Annotated in this window: 21 protein-coding genes; 20 read left to right on the top strand and 1 reads right to left on the bottom strand. The window is 69.2% G+C overall.

What is annotated here, in order from left to right; translation table 11 throughout:
* The first annotated feature begins 174 nt into the window (after positions 1-174).
* From BFN33_RS28350 to BFN33_RS28260, 20 genes are all read left to right on the top strand, one after another.
* Positions 175-930 (top strand): MBL fold metallo-hydrolase, encoded by a 756-nt coding sequence (locus BFN33_RS28350; RefSeq protein WP_069762986.1) that lies wholly within the window; start codon positions 175-177, stop codon positions 928-930.
* 161 nt (positions 931-1,091) lie between these two features.
* Complete coding sequence (locus tag BFN33_RS28345; RefSeq protein ID WP_057618286.1) at positions 1,092-1,748, top strand: GntR family transcriptional regulator; 657 nt, start codon at positions 1,092-1,094, stop codon at positions 1,746-1,748.
* Entirely contained in the window at positions 1,745-2,656 is a 912-nt protein-coding gene (locus tag BFN33_RS28340; protein ID WP_069762985.1) for a dihydrodipicolinate synthase family protein, read from the top strand. Before BFN33_RS28345 ends, BFN33_RS28340 begins: the two co-directional genes overlap by 4 nt.
* Positions 2,653-4,383 carry an L-arabinonate dehydratase gene (araD, locus tag BFN33_RS28335; RefSeq protein ID WP_069762984.1) on the top strand — a complete coding sequence of 577 codons (1,731 nt, stop codon included), beginning with the start codon at positions 2,653-2,655 and terminating at the stop codon, positions 4,381-4,383. Before BFN33_RS28340 ends, araD begins: the two co-directional genes overlap by 4 nt.
* Before the next feature lie 129 nt (positions 4,384-4,512).
* Positions 4,513-5,448: a carbohydrate ABC transporter permease gene (locus BFN33_RS28330; protein ID WP_062038551.1), complete on the top strand. Its 936-nt coding sequence runs from the start codon at positions 4,513-4,515 to the stop codon at positions 5,446-5,448.
* On the top strand, positions 5,445-6,341 hold the full coding sequence (locus tag BFN33_RS28325; protein ID WP_069762983.1) for a carbohydrate ABC transporter permease: 897 nt from the start codon (positions 5,445-5,447) through the stop codon (positions 6,339-6,341). Before BFN33_RS28330 ends, BFN33_RS28325 begins: the two co-directional genes overlap by 4 nt.
* Complete coding sequence (locus BFN33_RS52725) at positions 6,338-6,556, top strand: hypothetical protein (protein ID WP_141758000.1); 219 nt, start codon at positions 6,338-6,340, stop codon at positions 6,554-6,556. Before BFN33_RS28325 ends, BFN33_RS52725 begins: the two co-directional genes overlap by 4 nt.
* Positions 6,553-6,897, top strand: coding sequence for a hypothetical protein (locus tag BFN33_RS55605; protein ID WP_370743324.1), 345 nt, complete (start codon positions 6,553-6,555; stop codon positions 6,895-6,897). Before BFN33_RS52725 ends, BFN33_RS55605 begins: the two co-directional genes overlap by 4 nt.
* Positions 6,894-8,048: a Gfo/Idh/MocA family protein gene (locus BFN33_RS28315; RefSeq protein ID WP_069762981.1), complete on the top strand. Its 1,155-nt coding sequence runs from the start codon at positions 6,894-6,896 to the stop codon at positions 8,046-8,048. The genes BFN33_RS55605 and BFN33_RS28315 overlap by 4 nt, the downstream gene beginning before the upstream one ends.
* A complete protein-coding gene (locus BFN33_RS28310; protein WP_069762980.1) occupies positions 8,045-8,890 on the top strand; it encodes a PmoA family protein in 846 nt (281 codons plus the stop codon). Before BFN33_RS28315 ends, BFN33_RS28310 begins: the two co-directional genes overlap by 4 nt.
* On the top strand, positions 8,887-10,449 hold the full coding sequence (locus BFN33_RS28305) for a glycoside hydrolase 43 family protein (RefSeq protein ID WP_069762979.1): 1,563 nt from the start codon (positions 8,887-8,889) through the stop codon (positions 10,447-10,449). The genes BFN33_RS28310 and BFN33_RS28305 overlap by 4 nt, the downstream gene beginning before the upstream one ends.
* A 33-nt stretch (positions 10,450-10,482) precedes the next feature.
* Entirely contained in the window at positions 10,483-12,456 is a 1,974-nt protein-coding gene (locus BFN33_RS28300) for a pectinesterase family protein (protein ID WP_069762978.1), read from the top strand.
* Between the two features lie 73 nt (positions 12,457-12,529).
* Positions 12,530-13,873 carry a sugar ABC transporter substrate-binding protein gene (locus tag BFN33_RS28295; RefSeq protein WP_069762977.1) on the top strand — a complete coding sequence of 448 codons (1,344 nt, stop codon included), beginning with the start codon at positions 12,530-12,532 and terminating at the stop codon, positions 13,871-13,873.
* Positions 13,874-13,989: 116 nt separating this feature from the next.
* Positions 13,990-14,784: a rhamnogalacturonan acetylesterase gene (locus BFN33_RS28290; protein WP_069762976.1), complete on the top strand. Its 795-nt coding sequence runs from the start codon at positions 13,990-13,992 to the stop codon at positions 14,782-14,784.
* Between the two features lie 35 nt (positions 14,785-14,819).
* Complete coding sequence (locus tag BFN33_RS28285) at positions 14,820-16,139, top strand: polysaccharide lyase family 1 protein (protein ID WP_069762975.1); 1,320 nt, start codon at positions 14,820-14,822, stop codon at positions 16,137-16,139.
* 87 nt (positions 16,140-16,226) lie between these two features.
* Positions 16,227-17,354, top strand: a complete 1,128-nt coding sequence (locus BFN33_RS28280) for a pectinesterase family protein (RefSeq protein WP_069762974.1) — start codon at positions 16,227-16,229, stop codon at positions 17,352-17,354.
* Positions 17,354-18,385 carry a pectinesterase family protein gene (locus tag BFN33_RS28275; protein ID WP_069762973.1) on the top strand — a complete coding sequence of 344 codons (1,032 nt, stop codon included), beginning with the start codon at positions 17,354-17,356 and terminating at the stop codon, positions 18,383-18,385. The genes BFN33_RS28280 and BFN33_RS28275 overlap by 1 nt, the downstream gene beginning before the upstream one ends.
* Positions 18,372-19,526, top strand: coding sequence for a dienelactone hydrolase family protein (locus BFN33_RS28270; RefSeq protein WP_069762972.1), 1,155 nt, complete (start codon positions 18,372-18,374; stop codon positions 19,524-19,526). The genes BFN33_RS28275 and BFN33_RS28270 overlap by 14 nt, the downstream gene beginning before the upstream one ends.
* Before the next feature lie 37 nt (positions 19,527-19,563).
* Positions 19,564-20,676: a chondroitinase-B domain-containing protein gene (locus BFN33_RS28265; protein WP_069762971.1), complete on the top strand. Its 1,113-nt coding sequence runs from the start codon at positions 19,564-19,566 to the stop codon at positions 20,674-20,676.
* Between the two features lie 95 nt (positions 20,677-20,771).
* Positions 20,772-21,569, top strand: coding sequence for an HAD family acid phosphatase (locus tag BFN33_RS28260; RefSeq protein WP_069762970.1), 798 nt, complete (start codon positions 20,772-20,774; stop codon positions 21,567-21,569).
* Here the strand turns inward: BFN33_RS28260 and BFN33_RS28255 are convergent.
* Positions 21,566-23,764, bottom strand: coding sequence for a family 43 glycosylhydrolase (locus BFN33_RS28255; RefSeq protein ID WP_069762969.1), 2,199 nt, complete (start codon positions 23,762-23,764; stop codon positions 21,566-21,568). The genes BFN33_RS28260 and BFN33_RS28255 overlap by 4 nt on opposite strands.
* Between the last annotated feature and the right edge of the window lie 189 nt (positions 23,765-23,953).

Below are 23,953 nucleotides of genomic sequence, written 5' to 3'. Positions count from 1 at the left end.
TGCCCGCGACACCGGCCTGCCCTGTCCGCTTCGCCGCGCCCGGGCGGCCATCGGGCCAGGACCGCCCCCGCGTCCGACGCGCCGTGCCCGGCTGCCGTAGACACCGGTACGACCCTGCCGTAGAGGAACGGAAACCGGCGGCGGGCGGCAGACCCGGACCGTACGCTCCCCACCATGCCGCCCCTCAGCCTCACCGTCCTCGGCACCGCCTCCCCGTACCCGGCGCCGGGCCGCCCCTGCTCCGGCTATCTGCTGCGCGGCGGGGGCGCCGAGGTGTGGGTGGACGCCGGGCCCGGCACCTTCGCGGAATTGCAGCGGCACACGGATCCCTCCCGGCTGACGGCGATCTGGATCTCCCATCTGCACGCCGACCACACGGCGGATCTGCTGTCCGCCGTCTACGCCTTCGCGTACGGCGGACTCACCCCGCCCGCCCCGATCCCGGTGTACGCGCCGCCCGGCTGCGCCCACCGGCTCGCCGGGTTCTTCGGGCGGTCCGACATCCGGTTCCTCGAGGGCATCCTCGCCTTCCATCCCCTGTACGACGGCCACGCCGTCCGGCACTGGAACCTCCGGCTCGCCGCCCGGGCCGTCGCGCACGACACCGAGGCGTACGGGTTGCGCGCCGAGTGCGCCGGACGCGTCCTCGCGTACTCCGGGGACAGCGGGCCCTGCGCCGCCCTCGTCGAACTCGCCGCGGAATCGGACGTGTTCCTGTGCGAGGCGGACATCGACCGTCATCGCGAAGGCGAACAGGTCCACCTGACGCCCGAGGACGCCGGCGGTATCGCCCGTAAGGCCGGGACGCGCGAACTGCTCGTCACCCACGTCGGACCCACGCTCACCAGGGAAGCGGCCACCGCACGCGCGGCCGTCGCCTTCGCCGGGCGCGCCAGTACGGCCTTCGAGGGCGCCACCCGGCTCGTCTGACCCTCGTCTTCACCGCAACTTCAACTTCCTTTGCCAGAAGCATTGACGAAACATCGCGCCCCTCCCTACCTTCAACGCGTCGTACTTCGTACGTCATATATGAGACGCGATACGCGAGATCAGATACGCAAGATCCGATACGCGAGATCCGAGAGGCGCGCATGACCTCTGTGCCCACGCCGATCCCCTCCCGCACGCAGTACGTGCTGGAGGAGATCAAACGCCGCATCCTCACCGGGCGCCTGACGCCTGGTCAGGCCCTGGTGGAGACCGAACTCGCCGCACAGTTCGGGGTGTCCAAGACCCCGGTGCGCGAGGCGCTCAAGACCCTGGCCGGGACCGGGCTCGTCGTGATGAGCCAGTACAAGGGCGTCACGGTGCGCATGGTGGACGCGGACATGGCGCGCGAGGTCTACGACGTCCGGCTGCTCCTCGAACCCGAGGCGCTCAAGCGGGCCGTACGCCGCGGGGCCTCCCTGGACGCCGCACGGGACGCGCTGACCCGGGCCGACGACGCCACCGACACCGCGGAACGCTCCCTCGCCAACCGGGAGTTCCACCGCTCGCTCTACCTGCCCTGCGGCAACCCGCTGCTCGGCCGAATGCTCGACGAGGTCCGCGACCAGGCCGCCCTCGTCTCCGCCGTCGCCTGGGCGGCCTCGCCCTCCTGGGAACGGGAGGCGGGTGAGCACCGGGAGATCCTGCGGCTCGCCCTGGAGGGCGACGCGGACGGAGCGGCCCGCGCCCTGCACGCCCACATCGCGTCCTTCGTGGAACGAGCGTTCCCCGGAGTGCTGGACGAGGAAGGTCAGGAATGAGCAGCGAGACGTTCGAGACCCGCCGGGCGGCCCTGGCCGACGTGGTGGCGATCCCGGTGACCCCGTTCGCCGAGGACGGCACCGTCGACCAGGACACCCACCGGGCCCTGCTGCGTCGGCTGCTCGACGGAGGGATCACCACCCTCACCCCCAACGGGAACACCGGCGAGTTCTACGCCCTCACCCCCGAGGAGCGCCGCCTGGTCACCGAGCTGACCGTCGAGGAGGCCGGGGACCGGGCGAACATCCTCGTCGGCGTCGGTCACGACGTCCCGACCGCCGTCGCCTGCGCCCGCCACGCCCGCGAGCTCGGCGCCGGGATGGTCATGGTCCACCAGCCCGTCCACCCCTATGTCTCGCAGGGCGGCTGGGTCGACTACCACCGCGCGATCGCCTCGGCCGTCCCGGAGCTCGGAGTCGTTCCGTACATCCGCAACGCCCAGCTCAGCGGCGACCGCCTCGCCGAACTCGCCGACGCGTGCCCGAACGTGATCGGCGTGAAGTACGCCGTCCCGGACGCGGCCAAGTTCGGCGCCTTCGCACGGGACGCGGGACTCGAACGCTTCGTGTGGGTCGCCGGGCTCGCCGAGCCCTACGCGCCCTCCTACTTCTCGGCGGGAGCCACCGGCTTCACCTCGGGGCTGGTGAACGTCGCCCCCGCCGTCTCGCTGAACATGATCGAGGCGCTCCGCTCCGGTGACTACCCCGCTGCCATGAAGGTCTGGGAGCAGATCCGCCGCTTCGAGGAACTCCGCGCGGCGAACGGCTCCGCCAACAACGTCACCGTCGTCAAGGAGGCCCTCGCCTCCCTCGGGCTGTGCCGCCGCGAGGTGCGCCCGCCGAGCCGCGAGCTGCCCGAGAACGAGCGCGCCGAGGTCGCCGCGATAGCCGCCGGGTGGTCGATATGACCGACAGGAAGCGTCCCGAAGAGCTCAGAAGCCATCAGTGGTACGGCACCGAGGGCCAGCTGCGGACCTGGTCGCACAACGCCCGTATGCGCCAGCTCGGTTACGAGGCCGAGGAGTACCGGGGCCGTCCGGTGATCGCCGTCCTCAACACCTGGTCGGACATCAACCCCTGTCACGTCCATCTGCGCGAGCGCGCCGAGGCGGTCAAGCGGGGGGTGTGGCAGGCCGGGGGCTTCCCGCTCGAATTCCCGGTCTCCACCCTGTCGGAGACGTACCAGAAGCCCACCCCGATGCTCTACCGCAACCTCCTCGCGATGGAGACCGAGGAGCTGCTGCGGTCGTATCCGATCGACGCGGCGGTGCTGCTCGGCGGCTGCGACAAGTCGACGCCGGCGCTGCTCATGGGCGCGGCCTCGGCCGACGTCACCTCGATCTTCGTGCCCGCGGGCCCGATGCTGCCGGGGCACTGGCGGGGCGAGACCCTCGGGTCCGGCACCGACATGTGGAAGTACTGGGACGAGCACCGCGCGGGCAACCTGACGGACTGTGAACTGCGCGAGCTGCAGGGCGGGTTGGCGCGCTCTCCGGGCCACTGCATGACCATGGGGACCGCGTCCACGATGACCGCGGCGGCGGAAACCCTTGGCATGACCCTGCCGGGTGCGTCCTCGATCCCGGCCGTCGACTCCGCGCACGAGCGGATGGCCGCGGCCTCCGGGCGCCGCGCCGTGGAACTCGCCTGGACCGGCCTCAGGCCGTCCGAGATCCTCACCCGCGAGGCCTTCGAGGACGCCGTCACCACGGTGCTCGGGCTCGGCGGCTCCACCAACGCGGTCATCCATCTGATCGCCATGGCCGGCCGGGCCGGCATCAAGCTCACCCTGGACGACTTCGACCGCATCGCGCGTACCGTGCCGGTGCTGGCGAACGTCCGGCCCGGCGGACAGACGTACCTCATGGAGGACTTCTACTTCGCAGGCGGTCTGCCCGCCTTCCTCTCACGGATCACCGACCTGCTCCACCTGGACCGGCCCACCGTGAACGGCACCCTCGGGGAGCAGATCGAGGGCGCCGAAGTCCACAACGACGACGTCATCCGCACCCGGGACAACCCGGTCGCGAGCGAGGGCGGAGTGGCCGTCCTGCGCGGCAACCTCTGCCCGGACGGCGCCGTCATCAAGCACATCTCCGCCGAACGGCACCTGCTCAAGCACACCGGCACCGCGGTCGTCTTCGACGACTACCGGACCATGCAGCGCACCATCAACGACCCGGCGCTGAACATCACCGCCGACAGCGTGCTGGTGCTGCGCAACGCCGGTCCCAAGGGCGGTCCGGGCATGCCCGAGTACGGGATGCTGCCGATCCCGGACCAGCTGCTCAAGCAGGGCGTGCGGGACATGGTCCGGATCTCCGACGCCCGGATGAGCGGGACGAGTTACGGCGCGTGTGTGCTGCACGTGGCGCCCGAGTCGTACGTCGGCGGACCGCTCGCCCTCGTGCGGACGGGGGACGACATCACCCTCGACGTCGAGGCACGGGTTCTCCAACTCAACGTGGACGACGAGGAGTTGGAGCGTCGCCGGGCGGAGTGGACACCGCCGCCCGCGCGTTACGAGCGCGGCTACGGCGCGCTCTACAACGAACAGATCACCCAGGCCGACACCGGCTGCGACTTCGAGTTCCTCGCCCGCCCGGGCAAGGTCGCCGACCCGTACGCGAGCTGAACCACGACCCGCTCGGGCGGGCCGCACCATCGCACAGCACGACCTGGCACATCCATGTGCAGAGAGAAAGCGCTTCCCGCACCACGAACGCACGTCGCACGTCCGACGTACTGAGAACGGAGAACAGTCATGGCCCAAGCCGCAGCCGTGGCGAAACCGCCCGCGCCACCCCGGCGGCGCCGTGCCTCCGCCACGCCGCGCAGACTGCCGTACCTGCTGATTGCGCCGGCGGCCCTGCTGATGCTGGGCTTCATCGCCTACCCGGTCATCAGCGTCTTCTACTACAGCCTGCAGAACTACAACCCCACCAAGCCGTGGCGGAACGGGTACGCGGGCTTCGACAACTTCGTCCAGATCTTCACCAAGGACCCGCAGTTCTGGGACACGCTGACCTTCAGCGCCAAGTGGGTCTTCGTCGAGGTCGGACTCCAGCTGCTGTTCGGCCTGGCGCTCGCGCTGATCGTCAACCAGAGCTTCGTGGGCCGGGGGCTGGGGCGCGCGATGGTCTTCTCACCGTGGGCCGTCTCCGGAGTGCTGACCTCCGCGATCTGGGTGCTGCTCTACAACTCCCAGACGGGCATCACCCGTTACCTCGCCGACATGGGCATCGGCTCCTACGGCACCAGCTGGCTGTCGGACACCTCCACCGTCTTCTCGGCGGCGGTCGTCGCCGACCTGTGGCGCGGTGTGCCCTTCTTCGCGATCCTGATCCTCGCCGACCTCCAGTCCGTCTCGAAGGACCTGTACGAGGCCGCCGAGGTCGACGGGGCCAGCCGCTTCAAGCAGTTCTGGCACATCACGCTGCCCCACCTGAAGGACGCGATCATCCTGTCCACGCTGCTGCGCGCGGTGTGGGAGTTCAACAACGTCGACCTGCTCTACACGTTGACCGGCGGCGGCCCGGCGGGCGAGACCACCACGTTGCCGCTCTACATCGCCAACACCTCGGTCGACGCCCACAACTTCGGCTACGCGTCCGCCCTGACCACGGTCGCGTTCGTGATCCTGCTCTTCTGCTCGATGGTCTATCTGCGGCTGAGCAAGTTCGGAGGCGGTTCCAAGTGATCACCAAGGAGGCCACGGAGGTCGCACCCGCGCCCGTGCGCGAGACACCCGAACCGCCGCGCTCGGTCAAGCACCGCCGGTCCTGGGACGAGGTCCCGCGCTGGCAGATCTACACCCCGCTGTCGATCTACCTCGTCTTCACGATCATCCCCTTCTACTGGATCGTGCTCTTCGCTCTGCGCCCGGCCGGCTCGACCTCGCTCGTCCCCTGGCCGATCACCTTCGACCACTTCAAGAAGGTGTGGACGGAGCGGGCCTTCGGCACCTACTTCGAGAACAGCGTGTACGTCGGCCTCGCCACCCTGGTGATGACGACACTCGTCGCCCTGGCCGGCGGATACGCCCTCGCCCGGTTCGACTTCAAGGTCAAGAACGCGTTCATGCTGGCCCTGCTGTGCTCGCAGTTCGTGCCGGGTGCGCTGCTTCTGGTGCCGCTGTTCGAGATCTTCGCCGAACTGAAGATGATCAACTCGCTGGGCAGTGTCATCATCGCCGAGACGGTGTTCCAGCTGCCGCTGTCGATGATCCTGATCAGCAACTTCATCAAGAACGTGCCGTACTCCCTCGAGGAGGCGGCCTGGGTCGACGGCTGCAACAGGATGACGGCCTTCCGGATCGTCGTCCTGCCGCTCCTGCGGCCCGGTCTGATCGCCGTCGGTTCCTTCGCCTTCGTGCACTCCTGGAACCACTTCCTGTTCGCCCTGATGTTCCTCAACAACCAGGACAAGCAGACGATCCCGGTCGGCCTCAACACCCTGATGAGCGCCGACAGCGTCGACCTCGGCGCGCTGGCCGCCGGCGGCATCATCGCGGCCGTACCCGTGGTGATCGTGTTCGCCTTCATCCAGAAGTGGCTGATCACGGGCTTCAGCGCGGGGGCGGTGAAGGGATGAGACTCCGCCGGATCGCGATGGGTGGCGTGCTGCTGGGCCTGCTGGGAGTCGCAGTCCGCGCGGAGGGCCGTGCCGTTGGCCGGGTTCTGCTCGGGGTGAGTGACGCCCGGGTGTCCGAGGCGGTGGGTGTGGCGGCCGGTCGTGGTCGGGCCGGGGCGGCCGTGGGTGTGCGGCAGCGGTCGGTGTGCGTCTCCCGCTCGGAGGTGCGGGCATGATGTCTCGCCATATCGAGCCCGCTGCGAGTGTGGTGGCACTCCGTGTGGCCGCCGCTCGCGGTCGTGCTGGGACGGCCGTGGGCCGGACCGGGGGCGTTCGGGATCAGTCGGTCTTCGGCACCGGCGAGGACGACCACCGCTGCTCCCTCGGCGTCCCCACCGAGTCCGGGATCCACGCCATCCACATCCCCGGCCACACCGAGGCGGCCTGCAACCCGGGCAGCGAGCGTGACCTCACGGCGGACGCCGGCCGGCCGCCTACCCTGCACACAAAGATCGACAGCGCCGAGACGGCCGACCGAGAGGTGGCCCGCGGCGCGGACGCAGGGAGGATCCCATGAGCACCGTAGACATCGTCCTGGCGGGCGCGCGCGGCCACGGCCGCTGGCACCTGGAGAACATCCGCCGGCTGCAGGACAAGGGGATCGTACGACTGGCGGGGATCTGCGAGCTGACCCCGCTGACCGGCGACGAGATCCCCGAAGGCCTGGGGACGCCCGAGCAGTCCGCCGACTTCGGCGCGCTCCTCGACTCGACCGGCGCCCGGATCGCGGTGATCTGCACGCCGATCCCGACCCACACCGACCTGGCGCTGGCGGCGGCCTCCCGAGGAGTGCACATCCTCCTGGAGAAGCCCCCCGCCCCGTCGTACGCCGAGTTCCGCCGCATGGCCGACGGCGTCGCCGCGGCCGGTGTCGCCTGCCAGATCGGCTTCCAGTCGCTGGGCTCGCACGCCGTGCCCGCGATCCGCGAGCTGGTCGAGGAGGGAGCGATCGGCGAGGTGACCGGGATCGGCGGGGCCGGTGCCTGGGCGCGTGCCGAGGCGTACTACCGGCGTGCGCCCTGGGCGGGCAAACGGCGGATGAACGGCGTCGACGTGATCGACGGAGCACTGACCAACCCGCTCGCGCACGCCGTCGCCACCGCGCTCGCCCTGGGCGACGCGAGCCGCGCCGAGGACGTCACCCGTATCGAGACCGAGCTGCTGCGCGCGAACGACATCGAGTCCGACGACACCTCCTGCGTCCGCGTCACCACCGCCGGCGGCCTCCAGGTGACCGTCGCCGTGACCCTGTGCGCGGAGGACCCCGACGAGCCGTACGTCGTCGTGCACGGCGACCGCGGCCGGATCACCTACTGGTACAAGCAGGACCGCGTGCTGCTCCAGCGGGCCGGCCACGGCCCCGAGGAGTACCAGTACGGCCGCACCGACCTGCTGGAGAACCTGGTCGACCACGTCACCGACGGCGACGCCCTGCTGGTCGTCCCGGACGCGACCGGCGCCTTCATGAAGGTCGTCGAAGCCATTCGGCTGGCCCCCGACCCGGCCCCGCTCCCGGCGACGGCCTGGCACCTGCTCCCCGACGAGGACCGCCGGGTCGTCCCCGGCATCGACGGACTCGTCGCGGCCGCCGCCGACAGTCTCGCCCTGTACTCCGAGCTGGGCGCCGACTGGGCCCGGCCACACGTCGCGAACGAGGTGAGCACATGACGATCCCCGATTGCCCGGTCCTGCGTGTCGCGGGCCGCCCGGTCGGCCGCTACGTCACCCGGCCCGCGCTGCCCGCCCGGCTCTCCCCGCGCCCCTACCTGCACCCCGTCACCACCCTGGCCGGCACGGCGGTCACCGAACTCGCCCCCGCCGACCACATCCACCACCTCGGCGTCGGTGTCGCCGTTCCCGACGTCGAGGGGCACAACTTCTGGGGCGGGCGCACCTACGTCCGCGACCAGGGCCCGACCGAGCTCGACAACCACGGCGCCCAGCGCCACCACTCCTTCCAGCTCCGCGACCCGGACGGCTTCGTGGAGGAGCTGCGCTGGGTCGCCTCCGGAACCGAGCTGCTGCGCGAGCGCCGCACCGTCGCGGCCACCGAACTGACCGCTGCCGCCTGGGCGTTGGACTTCACCTTCTCCCTCACCAACGTCACCTCGGACCCCCTGTCGATCGGCAGCCCCGCGACCAACGGCCGCCCGGGCGCGGCCTACGGCGGATTCTTCTGGCGGGCCCGTAAGGAACAGGACGCGCCGGACGTCTTCACCGTCGACCGCGAGGGCGAGGACGTGATCCACGGCACCACCGCCGACTGGATCGCCCTCACCGGCGCCACCTGGACGCTCGTCTTCGCCGGGGCCACCGACCGGACCCGCCGCGACCCGTGGTTCGTGCGCGCCGGCGAATACCCGGGCGTGGGCTCCTCGTTGACGTCCGAGGAGCGGCTGGCCGTGCCGCCCGGCGAGACCGTCGTACGCCGGATCGTCACCGTCGTGGCCGACGGACGCCTGCCCCGTCTCGAAGCGGCGGCCCTGGTACGGAAGGCGGTCAGCCAGTGACCCACACGAACCCGAACCGGCCGGCGACGTACACGAATCCGATCCTGAACGCGGACTGGTCCGACCCGGACGTGCTCCGCGTCGGAGACGACTTCTACCTCACCGCCTCCAGCTTCGGCCGGGTCCCCGGTCTGCCGCTGCTGCACTCCCGCGACCTGGTCAACTGGACGCTGATCGGCCACGCCCTGCCGCGCCTGGAACCGGCGGGGGAGTTCACCAAGCCCCGGCACGACTGCGGGGTCTGGGCACCTTCCCTCCGCTACCACGACGAACGGTTCTGGATCTTCTGGGGCGACCCGGATCAGGGCATCTTCCAGATCAACGCCCCCGGGATCAGGGGCCCTTGGACCCGCCCGCACCTCGTCAAGTCGGGCAAGGGCCTGATCGACCCCTGCCCCCTGTGGGACGAGGAGACCGGCGAGGCCTATCTGGTGCACGCCTGGGCCAAGTCCCGTTCGGGGGTGAAGAACCGCCTCACCGGCCACCGCATGGACCTCGACGGCCGTGAACTCCTCGACGAGGGCAAGGTGATCGTCGACGGCGACCGGATCCCCGGCTGGTTCACGCTCGAAGGTCCCAAGCTCTACCGGCACGACGGCTGGTTCTGGATCTTCGCTCCCGCAGGGGGAGTGGAGACCGGCTGGCAGGGCGTCTTCCGCTCGCGCGGGTTCTTCGGCCCGTACGAGGAGAAGATCGTCCTGGAACAGCGGGACACCGACGTCAACGGTCCGCACCAGGGCGGCTGGGTGCGCACCCCGTCCGGCCAGGACTGGTTCCTGCACTTCCAGCAGAAGGGCGCCTACGGCAGGGTCGTCCACCTCCAGCCCATGAGCTGGGGCCATGGGGGCACCTCCCGCTCGAGCGAAGCCGAGAGTGGGGGAAGCTGGCCGGTGCTCGGCGACGACGGGGCCCCCGTCGCCGTACACGTCAAGCCCGACCTGCCGCCGCAGCCGGACGCGGCGCCCGCCACCGACGACGACTTCCCCGGCGGACGCTTCGGCCGCCAGTGGCAGTGGACCGCGAACCCGCAGCCCGGCTGGGCCACCCATCACTCGGGCGACGGGCTACGGCTCACCTGCGTCCGTTCGGCCGACGCGCACGACCTGCGCAGACTGCCGAACGTCCTCACCCAGCGGCTGCCCGGCACACCCTCGGCGGTCGAGGTGGAACTGCAACTGCACAGCGAGGAGCCTGGCGCACGCGCCGGACTCACCGTCCTGGGCGATGCCTTCAGCTGGATCGGGCTCCAGCGCGGGGCCGACGGGAGCGTCCATCTCGTGCACCGCTTCGCCGAGGGCGTCGCCGAGCAGGAGCGGGACGCCGACCATCCGCGGCCGGCGCCCACGGGACGGGCACGGTTGCGGATCGAGATCGGCGCGGGGGCGCGCTGCCGGTTCTTCCACGACGTCGGCGAGGGCCTGCGCCCCAGTGGACCCGTCTTCGCCGCCACCCCCTGGCGCTGGGTCGGAGCCCTGCTCGGACTGTTCGCCCTCGCGCCCGTCGGAGGAGGACACGCCGGGGCGGCAACCTTCTCGCACTTCAGGATCGACCACCTGTAACGCACCGAACCCGTAAGCCTGTTGGGAGCCGCAATGACGCAGCACCTTCATAGCAAGCGCTTGCAGAGACCGGGATACGGCACGGTCCTGGCCGCTGTCCTCGGCCTGGTGGCCGCGCTGAGCCTCGGGGCGATCGGGCAGGCCGAGGCTGCCGAGAAGACTCCGGTCGACCGCTGGAGCGACCGGGCCCACGGCTTCGCCTCCCTCGCGGGCGGTACCACCGGAGGGGCCGGCGGCAAGGTCGTCACCGTCACCGACCAGGCCGCGCTGGCCACCTACGCGGCCGCCGAGGAGCCGTACGTCATACGGGTCTCGGTCGCGATAGCCGTCGAGCCCTTCGGCTCGGACATCGTCGTGGCCTCGAACAAGACGATCATCGGCGTCGGTGACACCGGCGAGATCGTCCACGGCGAGCTCCATCTCAACCCCGGCACGCACAACGTGATCATCCGCAACCTGACGATCCGCGACTCGTACGTCGAGGGCGACTGGGACGGCAAGACGACCGACTTCGACGCGATCCAGATGGACACCGTCGACCACGTCTGGATCGACCACAACCGCTTCACGCACATGGGCGACGGCTTGCTCGACATCCGCAAGGACAGCCGGTACATCACCGTCTCGTACAACCAGTTCACGAACCACAACAAGGCGTTCGGGATCGGCTGGACCACCAATGTCCTCACCGAGATGACGATCGACCACAACTGGTTCCGCGGCACCAAGCAGCGCAATCCCTCGGCGGACAACCTCGCCTACGCCCACCTGTACGACAACTACCTGTCCTCGCAGGTCGCCGACGGCGACCCGGTGTGGACGTACGGGAACTGGGCGCGCGGCCGGACAAAGATGGTGATCGAGAACAGCTACTACGACGGCGTCCAGCATCCCTATCAGGCCGATGCCACCGCCGAGTTGGTGCAGCGCGGCTCGATCCTGAAGAACACGACCGGGCGAACGGACGCGTGGGGTACGGCCTTCGATCCGCGGTCCTTCTACGACTACCGTCTGGACCCGGCCGCCGCCGTGCCCTCGCTGGTGTCGAGGTTCTCCGGACCGCAGAAGCGGATCGGGGTGACCCTGCACGTCCCCGCTGACTACCCGACCGTGCAGGCCGCGGTGGACGCCGTGCCCGACGGCAACGCCGTGCCGGTGACGATCGCCGTCGCGCCGGGCACCTATCGTGCCAAGGTCTTCATCCCGGCGACCAAGCCCAGGATCGTGCTCCAGGGGACTGGACACGACCGGTCGGACACCGTCATCGTCTACGACACCCCCGCCGAGTACGGCGGTTCGACGGGCAGCGCGACGGTCCGGATCGCCGCGAACGACGTCACCGCCCGCCACCTCACCTTCAGCAACGACTTCGACGAGGCCGCGGTCGAGCTGAAGGGCGAGCAGGCCCTCGCGATGAAGACGACCGGCGACCGCATCGTCTTCGAGGACACCGCCTTCCTGGGCAACCAGGACACCCTGATGACCGACAGCCCCAAGCTGGACGTGATCAGCCGGGTCTACATCCGCGACTCGTACATCGAGGGCGATGTCGACTTCGTCTACGGCCGGGCGACGACGGTGATCGAACGGTCCGTGATCCGGGCACTGAGCCGGGGCTCGGACACCAACAACGGCTACATCACGGCCGCTTCGACCTGGACGGGCAACCCGTACGGGTTCCTGATCACCCGGTCGAAGGTCGTGAGCGACGCGCCGGACCAGTCCTTCCATCTGGGCCGGCCCTGGCATCCGGGCGGTGAACCCGCTGCCGTGGCACAGGTGTTGATCCGCGACACCGAGCTGCCGGCCGCCGTGAAGTCCGCACCGTGGACCGACATGAGCGGCTTCTCGTGGAAGGACGCGCGGTTCGCCGAGTACCGCAACTCCGGACCGGGCGCCGCCCCGAGCGCCGACCGCCCACAGCTCGGTGCGGCCGACGCGAGGACGTACACCGTCGCGAACTACCTCAAGGGCACCGACGGCTGGGCGCCGTACGCCGGCCACTGACCTCCGGGCGCCACCGACTTCCCCCCACAGCTTCATATCTCCGCTGGAATCAGAAGAAGAAGAGAGCCGATCAATGAAGATCAGTATCCGCAGAAGCAGGCGTGCTGCCATAGCCGTCGCCCTCGGGTCCGTCCTGGCGCTGACCGCCACCGCCTGCGGTGACGACGGCAGCGGGTCCGGCGGTGACAAGGGAGACGAGGGCAGCGGCAAGGGCAAGATCGTCTTCTGGGACAACAACGGCGGTGTGCGCACCGACATCTGGAAGGAGATCATCGCCGACTTCCAGAAGGCGAACCCGGACATCAAGGTCGAGTACGTCGGCATCGCCTCCACCGAGTACCAGTCCAAGGTCGACACCGCCATCCAGGGCGGCGGTCTGCCGGACGTCGGCGGTGTCGGCGCGGCCATGCTCGCCGGGTTCTCCGCGCAGAACGCGTTGGAGCCGCTGGACAGCCGGCTCTCCAAGTCCTCCCTGAACGGCAAGCTCAACGAGGACATGGTCGGCGTGCTGAAGGCGGCGGGGGGCGGGGACGGGACGCTGTACTCGATCCCGACCTCCGCCAACAACGGCGTGCTGTACTACCGGACCGACCTGTTCAAGAAGGCGGGCCTCGACGAGCCGACCACCTGGGACAAGTTCTACGAGGCCGCGGACAAGCTCACCGACGCCAAGGAGAACGAGTTCGGTTACACCATCCGCGGTGGTGCCGGGTCCATCGCCCAGGCCCTGGACGCGATGTACGGGCAGAGCGGGATCACCTCGTTCTGGAACGGCGACAAGACCACCGTCAACGACCCGAAGAACGTGGCCGGGCTGGAGAAGTACGCGGCGCTGTACAAGAAGGTCACTCCGGCGGCCGACCTCAACAACGACTTCACCAAGATGGTCGCCCAGTGGGACTCCGGCACGATCGGGATGCTGAACCACAACCTGGGGTCCTACCAGGACCACGTGAAGGCGCTCGGGGTCGACAAGTTCCGGGGCATTCCGCAGCCGATCGGCGCCTCCGGCAAGCGGGTCCAGGTGTCCAACCCCGTCGACGGGATGGGGGTGTTCAAGAGCTCGAAGAACAAGGACGCCGCGTGGAAGTTCATCGAGTTCGCGACCTCGGCCGCGGAGAACTCGAAGTTCAACAAGGCCGCCGGGCAGGTGCCGTCGAACAACGACGCCGCCAAGGACGCCTGGATCTCGGAGGCCGAGCCCACGAAGCTGGCCGCCGCCGCGCTGACCGACGGTTCCACGACCATCGTCCAGCTGCCGTACTACCTGCCCGACTGGAACACCATCTCCAAGGCGGACAACGAGCCGAACTTCCAGAAGGTGCTGCTGGGTGACATGAGTGCGAAGGACTTCCTGGACACCATGGCCGACCAGCTGAACAAGGCTCAGGCCGAGTGGAAGGAACAGAACGGCTGACAGCTCGGGGGTTCGCTGTGCGGCCGGCCGCAGGTTCGTCGTGGCCGGTCGCGCCCCGCGGCGGAGCCGCAAATCGACACAGTCCCGCGCCCCTGAGGGAAGAGAGGCTGCCCAAAGTGTCACTCACACGCAGACAGGTCACCGTGGCGGCGATCGCCGCCGTGCCCGTCGCTTTCAGCGCAACCGGTACTGCTCAAGCCAGAGAACAGCGCACCCTCTACATCGCCGGCGACTCCACCGCCGCCCAGAAATACGCCGACGCCTCGCCCGAGACCGGGTGGGGCATGGCGCTCCCCTTCTTTCTGCGCAAGGATCTGGCCGTCGCCAATCACGCGGTGAACGGGCGGAGTTCCAAGAGCTTCGTCGACGAGGGACGGCTCGACGCGATCCTCGCCCTCATTCGGCCCGGCGACCTTCTTCTCATCCAGTTCGCGCACAACGACGAGAAGACAGCCGATCCGACCCGGTACACCGAGCCCTGGACGACGTACCAGGACTATCTGCGCCTGTACCTCGACGGCGCCCGGGCCAAGGGCGCCCGGCCCGTGCTCGTCACGCCCGTCGAACGGCGGAAGTTCGACGCGAGCGGCAACGCCGTGCCGACCCATGGCGAGTACCCGGCGGCCATGCGCGCGCTTGCCAAGGAAGAGGGCGTGACGCTGCTCGACATCCAGGCCCTGTCGCTCGCGTTGTGGCAGGAGCTCGGGGTCGAGGAGACCAAGAAGTACTTCAACTGGACCGACACCGAGCAGGACAACACGCATTTCAACCCGCCCGGTGCCATTGCAATAGCGCGCCTGGTCGCCCGTGAGCTGCTGCGGCACCGCGTGCTGGCGCCCCGGGACGTGCGCCGGCTCGATGCCGAGATCCCGGAGTCCTGGATCACCTGGCCCTCGCCGGCCACTGCCTGACCACTCCTTCTTCGTTGCCGAAAGAGAGCCGCACAATGAACGCACAGACATGGCATGAGCATGTCATTACAAAGGCGATGGCCGTGGCGGGTTGTGCCGCCCTGGTCCTCGCGGTCACCGGCCCCACCGCCCAGGCCAAGGGCCATGACGCCGCCCGCGACACCCTCGCCACCGGCGACGGCTGGGCCTCCGAGGGCACCGGCACCACCGGAGGCGCGGCCGCCGACGCCGCCCACGTCTACACCGTCACCGACTGGGCCGGCTTCAAGGCCGCCCTCGCCGCCGGGGGCACCGCTCCGAAGATCATCAAGGTGAAGGGGACCATCGACGCGGTGTCCGAGGGCTGTGACTCCCTCGCGGCGCCCGGGTACGACTTCGACGCCTACCTGGCGAAGTACTCGCCCGAGGCCTGGGGCCTGGACACCGACCTGAGCGCCGAGCCCGACGACAGTCCCGAGGGGCTGCGCCGCGTCTCCGCCGCCAACCAGGACCAGACCATCAAGGCGAACGTGCCCGCCAACACCACGATCATCGGGGTCGGCAAGAACGCCGGGTTCAGGGGCGCGAGCCTCCAGATCAAGGCCGTCGACAACGTCATCGTCCGCAACCTCACCTTCGAGAGCCCGATCGACTGCTTCCCGCAGTGGGACCCGACCGACGGTGACAAGGGCAACTGGAACTCCGAGTACGACACCGCCGTCGTCTACGGGTCCACCCATGTGTGGCTGGACCACAACACCTTCACCGACGGCAGCCACCCCGACAGTGCCGCGCCGACCTACTTCGGCATGCTCTACCAGCAGCACGACGGCGAGCTGGACATCGTGCGCGGCGCGAACTACGTCACCGCGTCCTGGAACGTCTTCACCGAGCACGACAAGACGATCCTGATCGGCAACAGCGACAGCGAGTCCACGGCGGCGGGGGACCGGGGCAAGCTCAAGGTCACCTTCCACCACAACCTGTTCTCCGACCTCGTCGAGCGCGCGCCCCGGGTCCGCTTCGGCCAGGTGGACTCCTACAACAACCACTTCGTGGCGAACGACGACTACTCCTACAGCTTCGGCATCGGCAAGGAGTCCCAACTCGTCGCCGAACACAACGCGTTCACGCTGCCGCAGGGGATCAGCGCAGCCAAGGTGCTCAAGCGGTGGAACGTCTCACCGCTCACCGCCGCCGACAACTACGTCAACGGCAGCCTCACCGACCTGATCGCCGTCCACAACGCCGAGATCCCCGCCGAGACCCTGGAGTCCGGCGCGGGCTGGACGCCCACCCTGCGCACCAAGGTCGACCCGGCCAAGAAGGTGCCCGGGATCGTCGACCGCGGTGCGGGCGCCGGGCGCGTCTGCTGACACCACCCCCTGACCGGCCGGGGCGGAATCCAGCGGCCGCCCCGGCCACCCACCTCAACTTGTGTCGCATGTCCAAGGAGCACCCGCATGCCCTCGCACGACACCCGACTTCCCCTGGCCAGAAGGGGATTCCTGCTCGCGAGCACCGGAGCGGCGGCCGCGCTCGCCCTCGCGGCGGCGCCCGCGCACGCCGGCGCCCGGCGCCCGTTCGGCCGCTTCGGATCACCGGCCGCCCGGCTCACCCCGCAGACCCTGTACGTCGACCCGAAGGGCCGTGGCGACCACACCACCGTCAAGGACGCCGTCGCCGCGGCCACCGGCAGCGGCTGGACCCTGGTTCTCGCGCCCGGCACCTACCGGGAGACCGTCGCCGTCGACGTCACCCGCACCGAGACGACCTGGATCGGCGCCTCCGAGGACCCGCGGGACGTCGTGATCGTGTACGACAACGCGGCCGGCACCCCCAAGCCCGGCGGCGGCACCTACGGCACCACGGGGTCGGCCACCACGACCGTGCAGGCCGACGGCTTCACCGCCCGCTGGATCACCTTCGCCAACGACTGGCTGCGCGCCGACCACCCCGACATCACCGGCACCCAGGCCGTCGCCATCAAGGTCCAGGGTGACCGCTCCGCCTTCCACCACTGCCGCTTCCTCGGCCACCAGGACACCCTCTACGCCGACTCGATCGCCCTCACCTCCTTCGCCCGCCAGTACTTCTCGCACTGCCATGCCGAAGGCGACGTCGACTTCGTCTTCGGGCGGGCCACGGCCGTCTACGAGCACTGCCACTTCCGGACCCTGAACCGGACCGACCTGGCGGCGGCGCCGTACGGCTTCGTCTTCGCGCCCTCCACGGCGGGCGCCAACCCGCGCGGCTACCTCGTCACCAGGAGCCGCGTCAGCAGCGAAGCGCCCGACGCCTTCTACAAGCTGGCCCGCCCGTGGGTGCCGAGCTCCGACACCACCGCCCGGCCCTCGCTCGTGGTGCGGGACACCTGGCTGGGCCCCGGAATCGACGCGGCCGCCCCCTACACCAACATGTCGGACGCCTTCCCCTGGCAGAACCAGCGTTTCGCCGAGTACCGCGACACCGGTCCCGGAGCCAGGATCACCGTCCCGGAGAACCGGCCCCAACTCACCCGGGAACAGGCCGAGTCGGCGACCAGGGAGGCCTACCTCGGCGACTGGCGCCCGTGGAAGGAGACGTGCTGATGCGCAGGCGCATTCTCCTCGGGGCCGGTCTCGGGCTCGCAGTGGCGGGAGCGGCCCCCGCTTTCGCCACCGGAGGTCACCGCGTCCTCCACGTCCGCCCCGGCGACTCCGTCCAGGCGGCCGTCGACGCGGTCACCGGCCCCGGCTGGACGATCGTCGTGCACCCGGGCACCTATCGCGAGGTCGTCAACATCCCCGCGGACAAAGCGGAGTTGACCGTGCGCGGCGCCGTCCGCGACCCACGCGCCGCCGTCATCATCTACGACAACGCCAACGGCACCCCCAAACCCGACGGTTCGGGCACCTACGGCACCGCGGGCTCCGCCACCTTCACCTCCGCCGCCCCTGGCGTCACCGTCCGCGACCTCACCCTCGCCAACGACTGGCTGCGCGCCGACCACCCCGACATCACCGGCACCCAGGCGGTCGCCGCCTACACCTACGGTGACCGCACCCACTTCGAGAACGTCCGCCTCCTGGCCCACCAGGACACCCTCTTCGTCGAGACGACCGCGCTCACCGCCTTCGACCGGCAGTACTTCCGCCGCTGCTACATCGAGGGCGACGTCGACTTCGTCTTCGGCCGGGCCACCGCCGTCTTCGAGGAGTGCCACTTCCACACCCTCCGGCGGGACGTCGACTTCACCCCCAAGGGCATGGTCTTCGCCCCCTCCACCGCCCGCGCCAACCCCTACGGCATCCTCGCCGTCCGCTCCCGTATCACCTCCGGGGCCGAGGACGCGGCGTACAAGCTGGCACGGCCCTGGGTGCCGTCGTACGAGACGACCGCCTGGCCGTCGCTCGTCGTGCGGGACACCCACATCGGCCCCGGGATCGACCCGGTCGCGCCCTACACCAACATGCGCGAGGCCTACCCCTGGCAGACCATGCGCTTTCGGGAGTACGCCAACTCCGGCCCCGGCGCGGTGATTTCCGTCCCCGGCAACCGGCCCCAGCTGACCGCCGACGAGGCCGCCGTGCACACCCGGCGGACCTGTCTCGGGGACTGGAGGCCCTATGAACGCCGGTGAGGTGGGCCGACGGGCGTTCGTGGTGGGCGCCGGAGCGGCCATGCTGGCCGGGGGAGCGGTGAGCCCCGCGGCAGCCGGGGTCGTGGCCGGCCCGCTGCCCGACTTCCACCCGGCGCTCAAGGCCGAGCTGGACTTCCCGCTGGCCTGGGGTACTTCGCCGGTCCGTGACTTCCGCGCCTGGCGCCGGACCGCTCGTGCCACGGTCGAGGAGCACCTCCTCGTCGACCGCGAGGACAGGACACCGTACGCGCCCGAGTTCACCGATCGGTCCCCGTCCGACGGATACACGAGAGAGCTGGTCACCCTCTCCCTCACCCGTCACGAACGGGTCCGCGCCGCCCTGCTCACCCCGCACGGCCGCGGCCCCTTCCCCGCCGTGCTGCTTCTCCACGATCACGGGGCGAAGTTCGACATCGGCAAGGAGAAACTGGTCCGGCCCTGGTACGACGACACCCGGCTCGCCTCCGCGCAGACCTGGGCGGACAAGTACTTCAGCGGCCGGTTCGTCGGCGACGAGCTGGCCCGGCGCGGCTATGTCGTCCTGTGCGCGGACGCCCTCGGCTGGGGCGACCGCGGACCGATCAACTACGACCAACAGCAGGCCCTGGCAAGCAACTTCTACAACCTCGGCTCCTCGCTCGCAGGTCTCATGGCCCGCGAGGACGCCCGCGCCGCCGGGTTCCTGGCCGGCCTGAAGAGGGTGGACGCCAGAAGGGTCGCCGCCGTCGGCTTCTCCATGGGCGCCTACCGCGCCTGGCAGACCGCCGCGCTGACCGACGCCGTCACGGCCACGGCAGCCGTCTGCTGGATGACCGGCCTCAAGGAAATGATGGTGCCCGGCAACAACACCCTGCGCGGGCAGTCCAGTTACTACATGCTCCACCCGGGGCTGCCCCGGTTCCTCGACTTCCCCGACGTGGCGAGCATCGCCGCCCCCAGGCCGATGCTCTTCTTCAACGGCGGGCTCGACCCGCTGTTCCCCGCCGACGGCGTTCAGGTCGCGTACGACAAGCTGCGCGCCGTCTGGCACTCCCGCCACGCCGAGGAGCGGTTGCACCTGAAGACCTGGCCCGACCTCGGCCATGTCTTCGTCGACCGCATGCAGGACGAGGTTTTCGGCTGGCTCGACGCCGTCCTCTGAACCATCCCCCACCCGCACGAGAAGGGACCCGCACTCCATGTCTCGTCGTACCGCTCTCATCGCCACGGCCGCCCTGGCCCTCGGCTCCGGCATCGCCGTTCTCCCCACGCAGGCCCAGGCCGCGACGGTCGTCGTCAGCAACTCGACCGACCTGTCCAACGCCATCAAGAACGCCACCGCCGGCACCGTCATCCAGGTCCGAGGCGGCACCTACTACCCGACGGCCACCCTCCAGTCCACGGCCAACGGCAGCTCCTCCGCGCCGGTCACGCTCACCGCGTACGGCTCGGAGACCGTGAAGATCGACGGCTCGTCGCTCCCCGACGGTGACTGGATCTTCAAGCTGACCGCCGACTACTGGAACGTCTCCAACATCACCTTCCAGAACTCCCCGGACAGCGCGGTCGTCTGCCAGTCCTGCACCGGGACGGTCTGGAACAACATCAAGACCATCAACGGCGGCGACTCCGGCTTCACGCTCACCGGCGACGGCACCGTCAACAACACGGTCAAGAACATCGACTCCTACGGCAACTACGACGCCGCGAACCACGGCGAGAACGCCGACGGTATCGCCGTGAAGTTCGGTTCCGGCACCGGCAACCTCATCACCGGCGCCCGCCTCTACAACAACTCGGACGACGGGATCGACTTCTGGTCCTTCTCCTCGCCCGTCACCGTGGAGCACACCTGGTCCATGGGCAACGGAGTCAACCGCTGGTCCGACTCCGCCTTCGCGGGCGACGGCAACGGCTACAAGCTGGGCGGCGACGGCGAGGTCGTCGCGCACGTCATCAACAACTCCGCCGCCTGGGGCAACGCCGGCAACGGGTTCACCGAGAACTCCAACACCGGCGCCATCGTCATCAACCGCACCACCGCCTACGCCAACAGCAAGTGGGGCTACTACTTCGCCACCAGCTCCGCGAAGCTCGGCAAGAACCTCGCGGTGAGCAACGGCGGCGGCTCGGTCAGCAAGGGCTCCAAGGTCTCCTCGTCCGGCAACAACTGGGACAGCGGGATCAGCACCCCCGCCTTCAAGTCGACGGACGCCTCGACGACGTACAACGCCCGTAGTTCCAGCGGCACTCTGCCCGCCACCACGTTCCTGACGACGGGCAGCACCACCATCGGCGCGACCATGAACTGACGCCGCCTCTGGAAACCCCCGGCTCAGGGCGCTTGACCCGTTTTTTACCGGGCGGGTCTCGCGCCCGACATGGTTACGCGCGTAGAACCTCTGTCATGCATAAGTCACTGCGTATCGCAGCCGTCGCCACCGTCTGTGCGGTCGCCGGCGGCGCCCTGTACGGCGCCGGCGCGGCCACCGCCGGTCAGTCCACGGCGAACTCCACGCACGAGCCCTACAACATCGGGCTCCTGGTCAAGGACATCGACACCTACTACGGCACCGCGGCCGACGCGAACGGTGTCTACCAGGCGTCCCCCACCAGCCCGTACGCCAAGGACCTCGCGTCCGTCGACAAGGCGGCCAGGAAGTACATCGACCAGGCCGCCCGCAAGGCACACCACAGGGGCGAGAAGCCCGCCGTCGTCTTCGACATCGACGACACGCTGCTGCTCAGCCTCGACTACGAGAAGCGGTACAACTACACGTACAACGCGACCACGTGGGCCGACTACGTGAACCGGGCCGACCGCCCGGCCGTCTTCGGCAGCCCCGAGCTCGTGCAGTACGCCGAGAAGAAGGGCGTCGAGGTCTTCTACAACTCGGGCCTCAGCGAGGCGCAGCGCTCCGCCGCGGTCGAGAACCTGAAGAAGATCGGCGCCGACGTGAACCTCGACACCGACCACGTGTTCCTCAAGGACAAGGCGAACCCGCCGTCCTACCTGAGCGCCTGCGCCACGCCGGGCACCTGGACCTGCACCACCGTGCAGTACAAGTCCGGCACCCGCGCGCACATCGAGAAGGACCTCGGGTACGAGATCATCGCCAACTTCGGCGACCAGTACTCCGACCTCGACGGCGGTTACGCCGACAGGACGTACAAGCTCCCGAACCCGACGTACTTCGTGAGCTAGTTCTTCACCGGCCGGATCCCCTCGAGGGTCGGCACCACGGGCTTGATCGAGCCGTCCGCCGCGAACTCCATTCGGTCCACGGTGGTTTCGCGGTGCATTCCGTCGCCGCCGGGCTTCCCCGGCCCGTTCAGGGCGAACCGGTGATAGACGATGTACCAGTCGTCGGTGCCGGGGACGTTCACCACGGAGTGGTGGCCGGTGGCGAGGATGCCGTACTCGGGACGCTTGGACAGGATCGTCCCCTTCTTGGTCCACGGGCCGAGCGGGGACGGTCCCGTCGCATAGGCGACGTGGTAGTTCTCGCTGCGGGTGTCGTCCTCGGACCACATGAAGTAGTACGTGCCGTTCCGCTTGATCACGAAGGAACCCTCGCGGAAGTTGTCCGGGGTGATGTCCTTCACCGCGGCGGCGTCGTAGGACGTCATGTCGTCGTTCAGCGGGACCACATAGCCGTGCCCGTTGCCCCAGTAGAGGTACGACGTCCCGTCGTCGTCCGTGAAGACGGCCGGGTCGATCATCTGTCCCTGCAGCGAGCCGCCCTTCGCCACCAGCGGCCTGCCCAGCGCGTCCTTGAAGGGACCGGCGGGGGAGTCCGCCACCGCCACGCCGATCTGCTGCTCGGCGCAGAAGTAGAAGTAGTACTTGCCGTTCTTCTCCGCGATGGCCGGCGCCCACGCGTACTTGTCGGCCCACGACACGTCAGCGCCGAGGTCGAGGACGACCCCGTGGTCCTTCCCGTGGACCAGGTCCTTCGACGAGTACGCCTTGAACCGCGTCCCGCTCCAGCCGTTGAAGCCGTCGGTGGTCGGGTAGATCCAGTACTCGCCGTTCAGATAGTGCACATCGGGGTCGGCGTTGAGGCCGGGCAGGACGGGGCTGCCGGTCCGCACCGCCTCGACCGTCCAGCTGCGGGTGGTGCCGTCGGCGGCTGTCACGGTGTACGACTGCGGCCTGCGGAAGTCGCGCCGGGTACCGGACCTGGGGGCGATGCTCGCGCCCTCACCCACGGCGATCTTCGGAGCGAGGTGCGTGAGGTCGGTGTCGGTCTGCACCGGGAGCACGACCTTCGACGCGGCCTCCGTGACGATCGCGTAGCCCTTCTGACCCTTGGCCGTCGCGTCCACGACCGAGGCGGGCGTCGACGGATACGCGGTCAGCAGCCGGTCGTACTCGTTCTGCGTCACCGGAAGTACCGTGCCGTGCCGGGGGCTGGCGGGCAGCTGGTAGTTCGTGGACGGGGTCCACCTGCCCGAGTCGAGGTCGGTGGTCTCGAAGGGGACGTATCCGCGACCGCCGTACTCGTCGATGAACAGGTACCACTTCTTCTCGTTGTTCGACTTGAACACCGTCGGCCCCTCACCCCGGTCCATCGCCCCGCTGCCGATGCAGTCCGCGACCAGGTCGTACTTCGTCGAGGTCAGGCTTGTCGACTTCTCGCCGGTGATGAACTTGGCGCAGGGCGAGCTGGAGGTGGGGTCCCGCTCGTCCTTGGTGTAGCGGTAGTAGGTGCCCCTGTACTTCACGACCGTCGAGTCGATGACCGAGTAGCCGGGGTCGTCCCAGACCTTGGGCGCGCTGAAGGTGCGGAAGTCCTTCGTGGTCGCGTACAGCATCTTGTTGTACGTCGATCCGGTGTGCCCGGGGTCGTCGTCGGCGTACAGCTTCGACGCCCAGAAGACGACGTACTCACCGAGGCTGTCGTCCCAATAGGCCTCAGGCGCCCAGGTGTTGCCCGCGGAGTCCGGGGCGACCTTCACCAGGCGCTGGTCGGTCCAGTGGACCAGGTCGGTGGACTCCCAGATCATGATCGACTTGCTGCCGTGCCGCTGGACGTCGTCCCAACTGCCGCTGCTGTTCTTGTACATGCGCAGGTCGGTGGCGATCAGATAGAACTTGTCGCCCTTCGGGGAGCGGATCACGAAGGGGTCGCGCAGACCCTTCTCACCGATCGTCGACGTCAGGACCGGCTTGCCCTGGTTCAGCTCGCGCCAGTGCAGGGGGTCGTTGCCACGGCTGAGGGCGTAGCGGATCTGCTCGCCGTCGGCGGTGCCCTCACCGGTGAAGTAGGCGAAGAGATAGCCGGCGTACTTGGGGTGGTTCACGGGTGGTGCTCCTGAGTGGGCGGAACCGGGCGGTGCGGTGAGAAGGGCCAGCAGTAGCGAGAGACAGGCGACGAGGAGGATACGTGGGCGCATGTCGCTCCTGTGAGTGTGGGGGTGTGGGGGATTCTGTTGGGGGCTGTGCGCGCCTTCGGAGTGTTACGAGTGGGAAACAGCACGTCAATCGATGAGTGCGCGCGGAGGAGCAGCGAAAGTTTCGACTGTTTTCGTTGAGCCGCGGCAACCTCGTCGGCCATGGCGGCGACTGCAGGGCGTCCCCATTCC

It is taken from the genome of Streptomyces sp. LUP47B, assembly GCF_001746295.1.
Classification (GTDB): domain Bacteria; phylum Actinomycetota; class Actinomycetes; order Streptomycetales; family Streptomycetaceae; genus Streptomyces.
The sequence above is the reverse complement of the archived record's forward strand: the minus strand, read 5'-3'. Positions and strand labels throughout refer to the sequence as shown.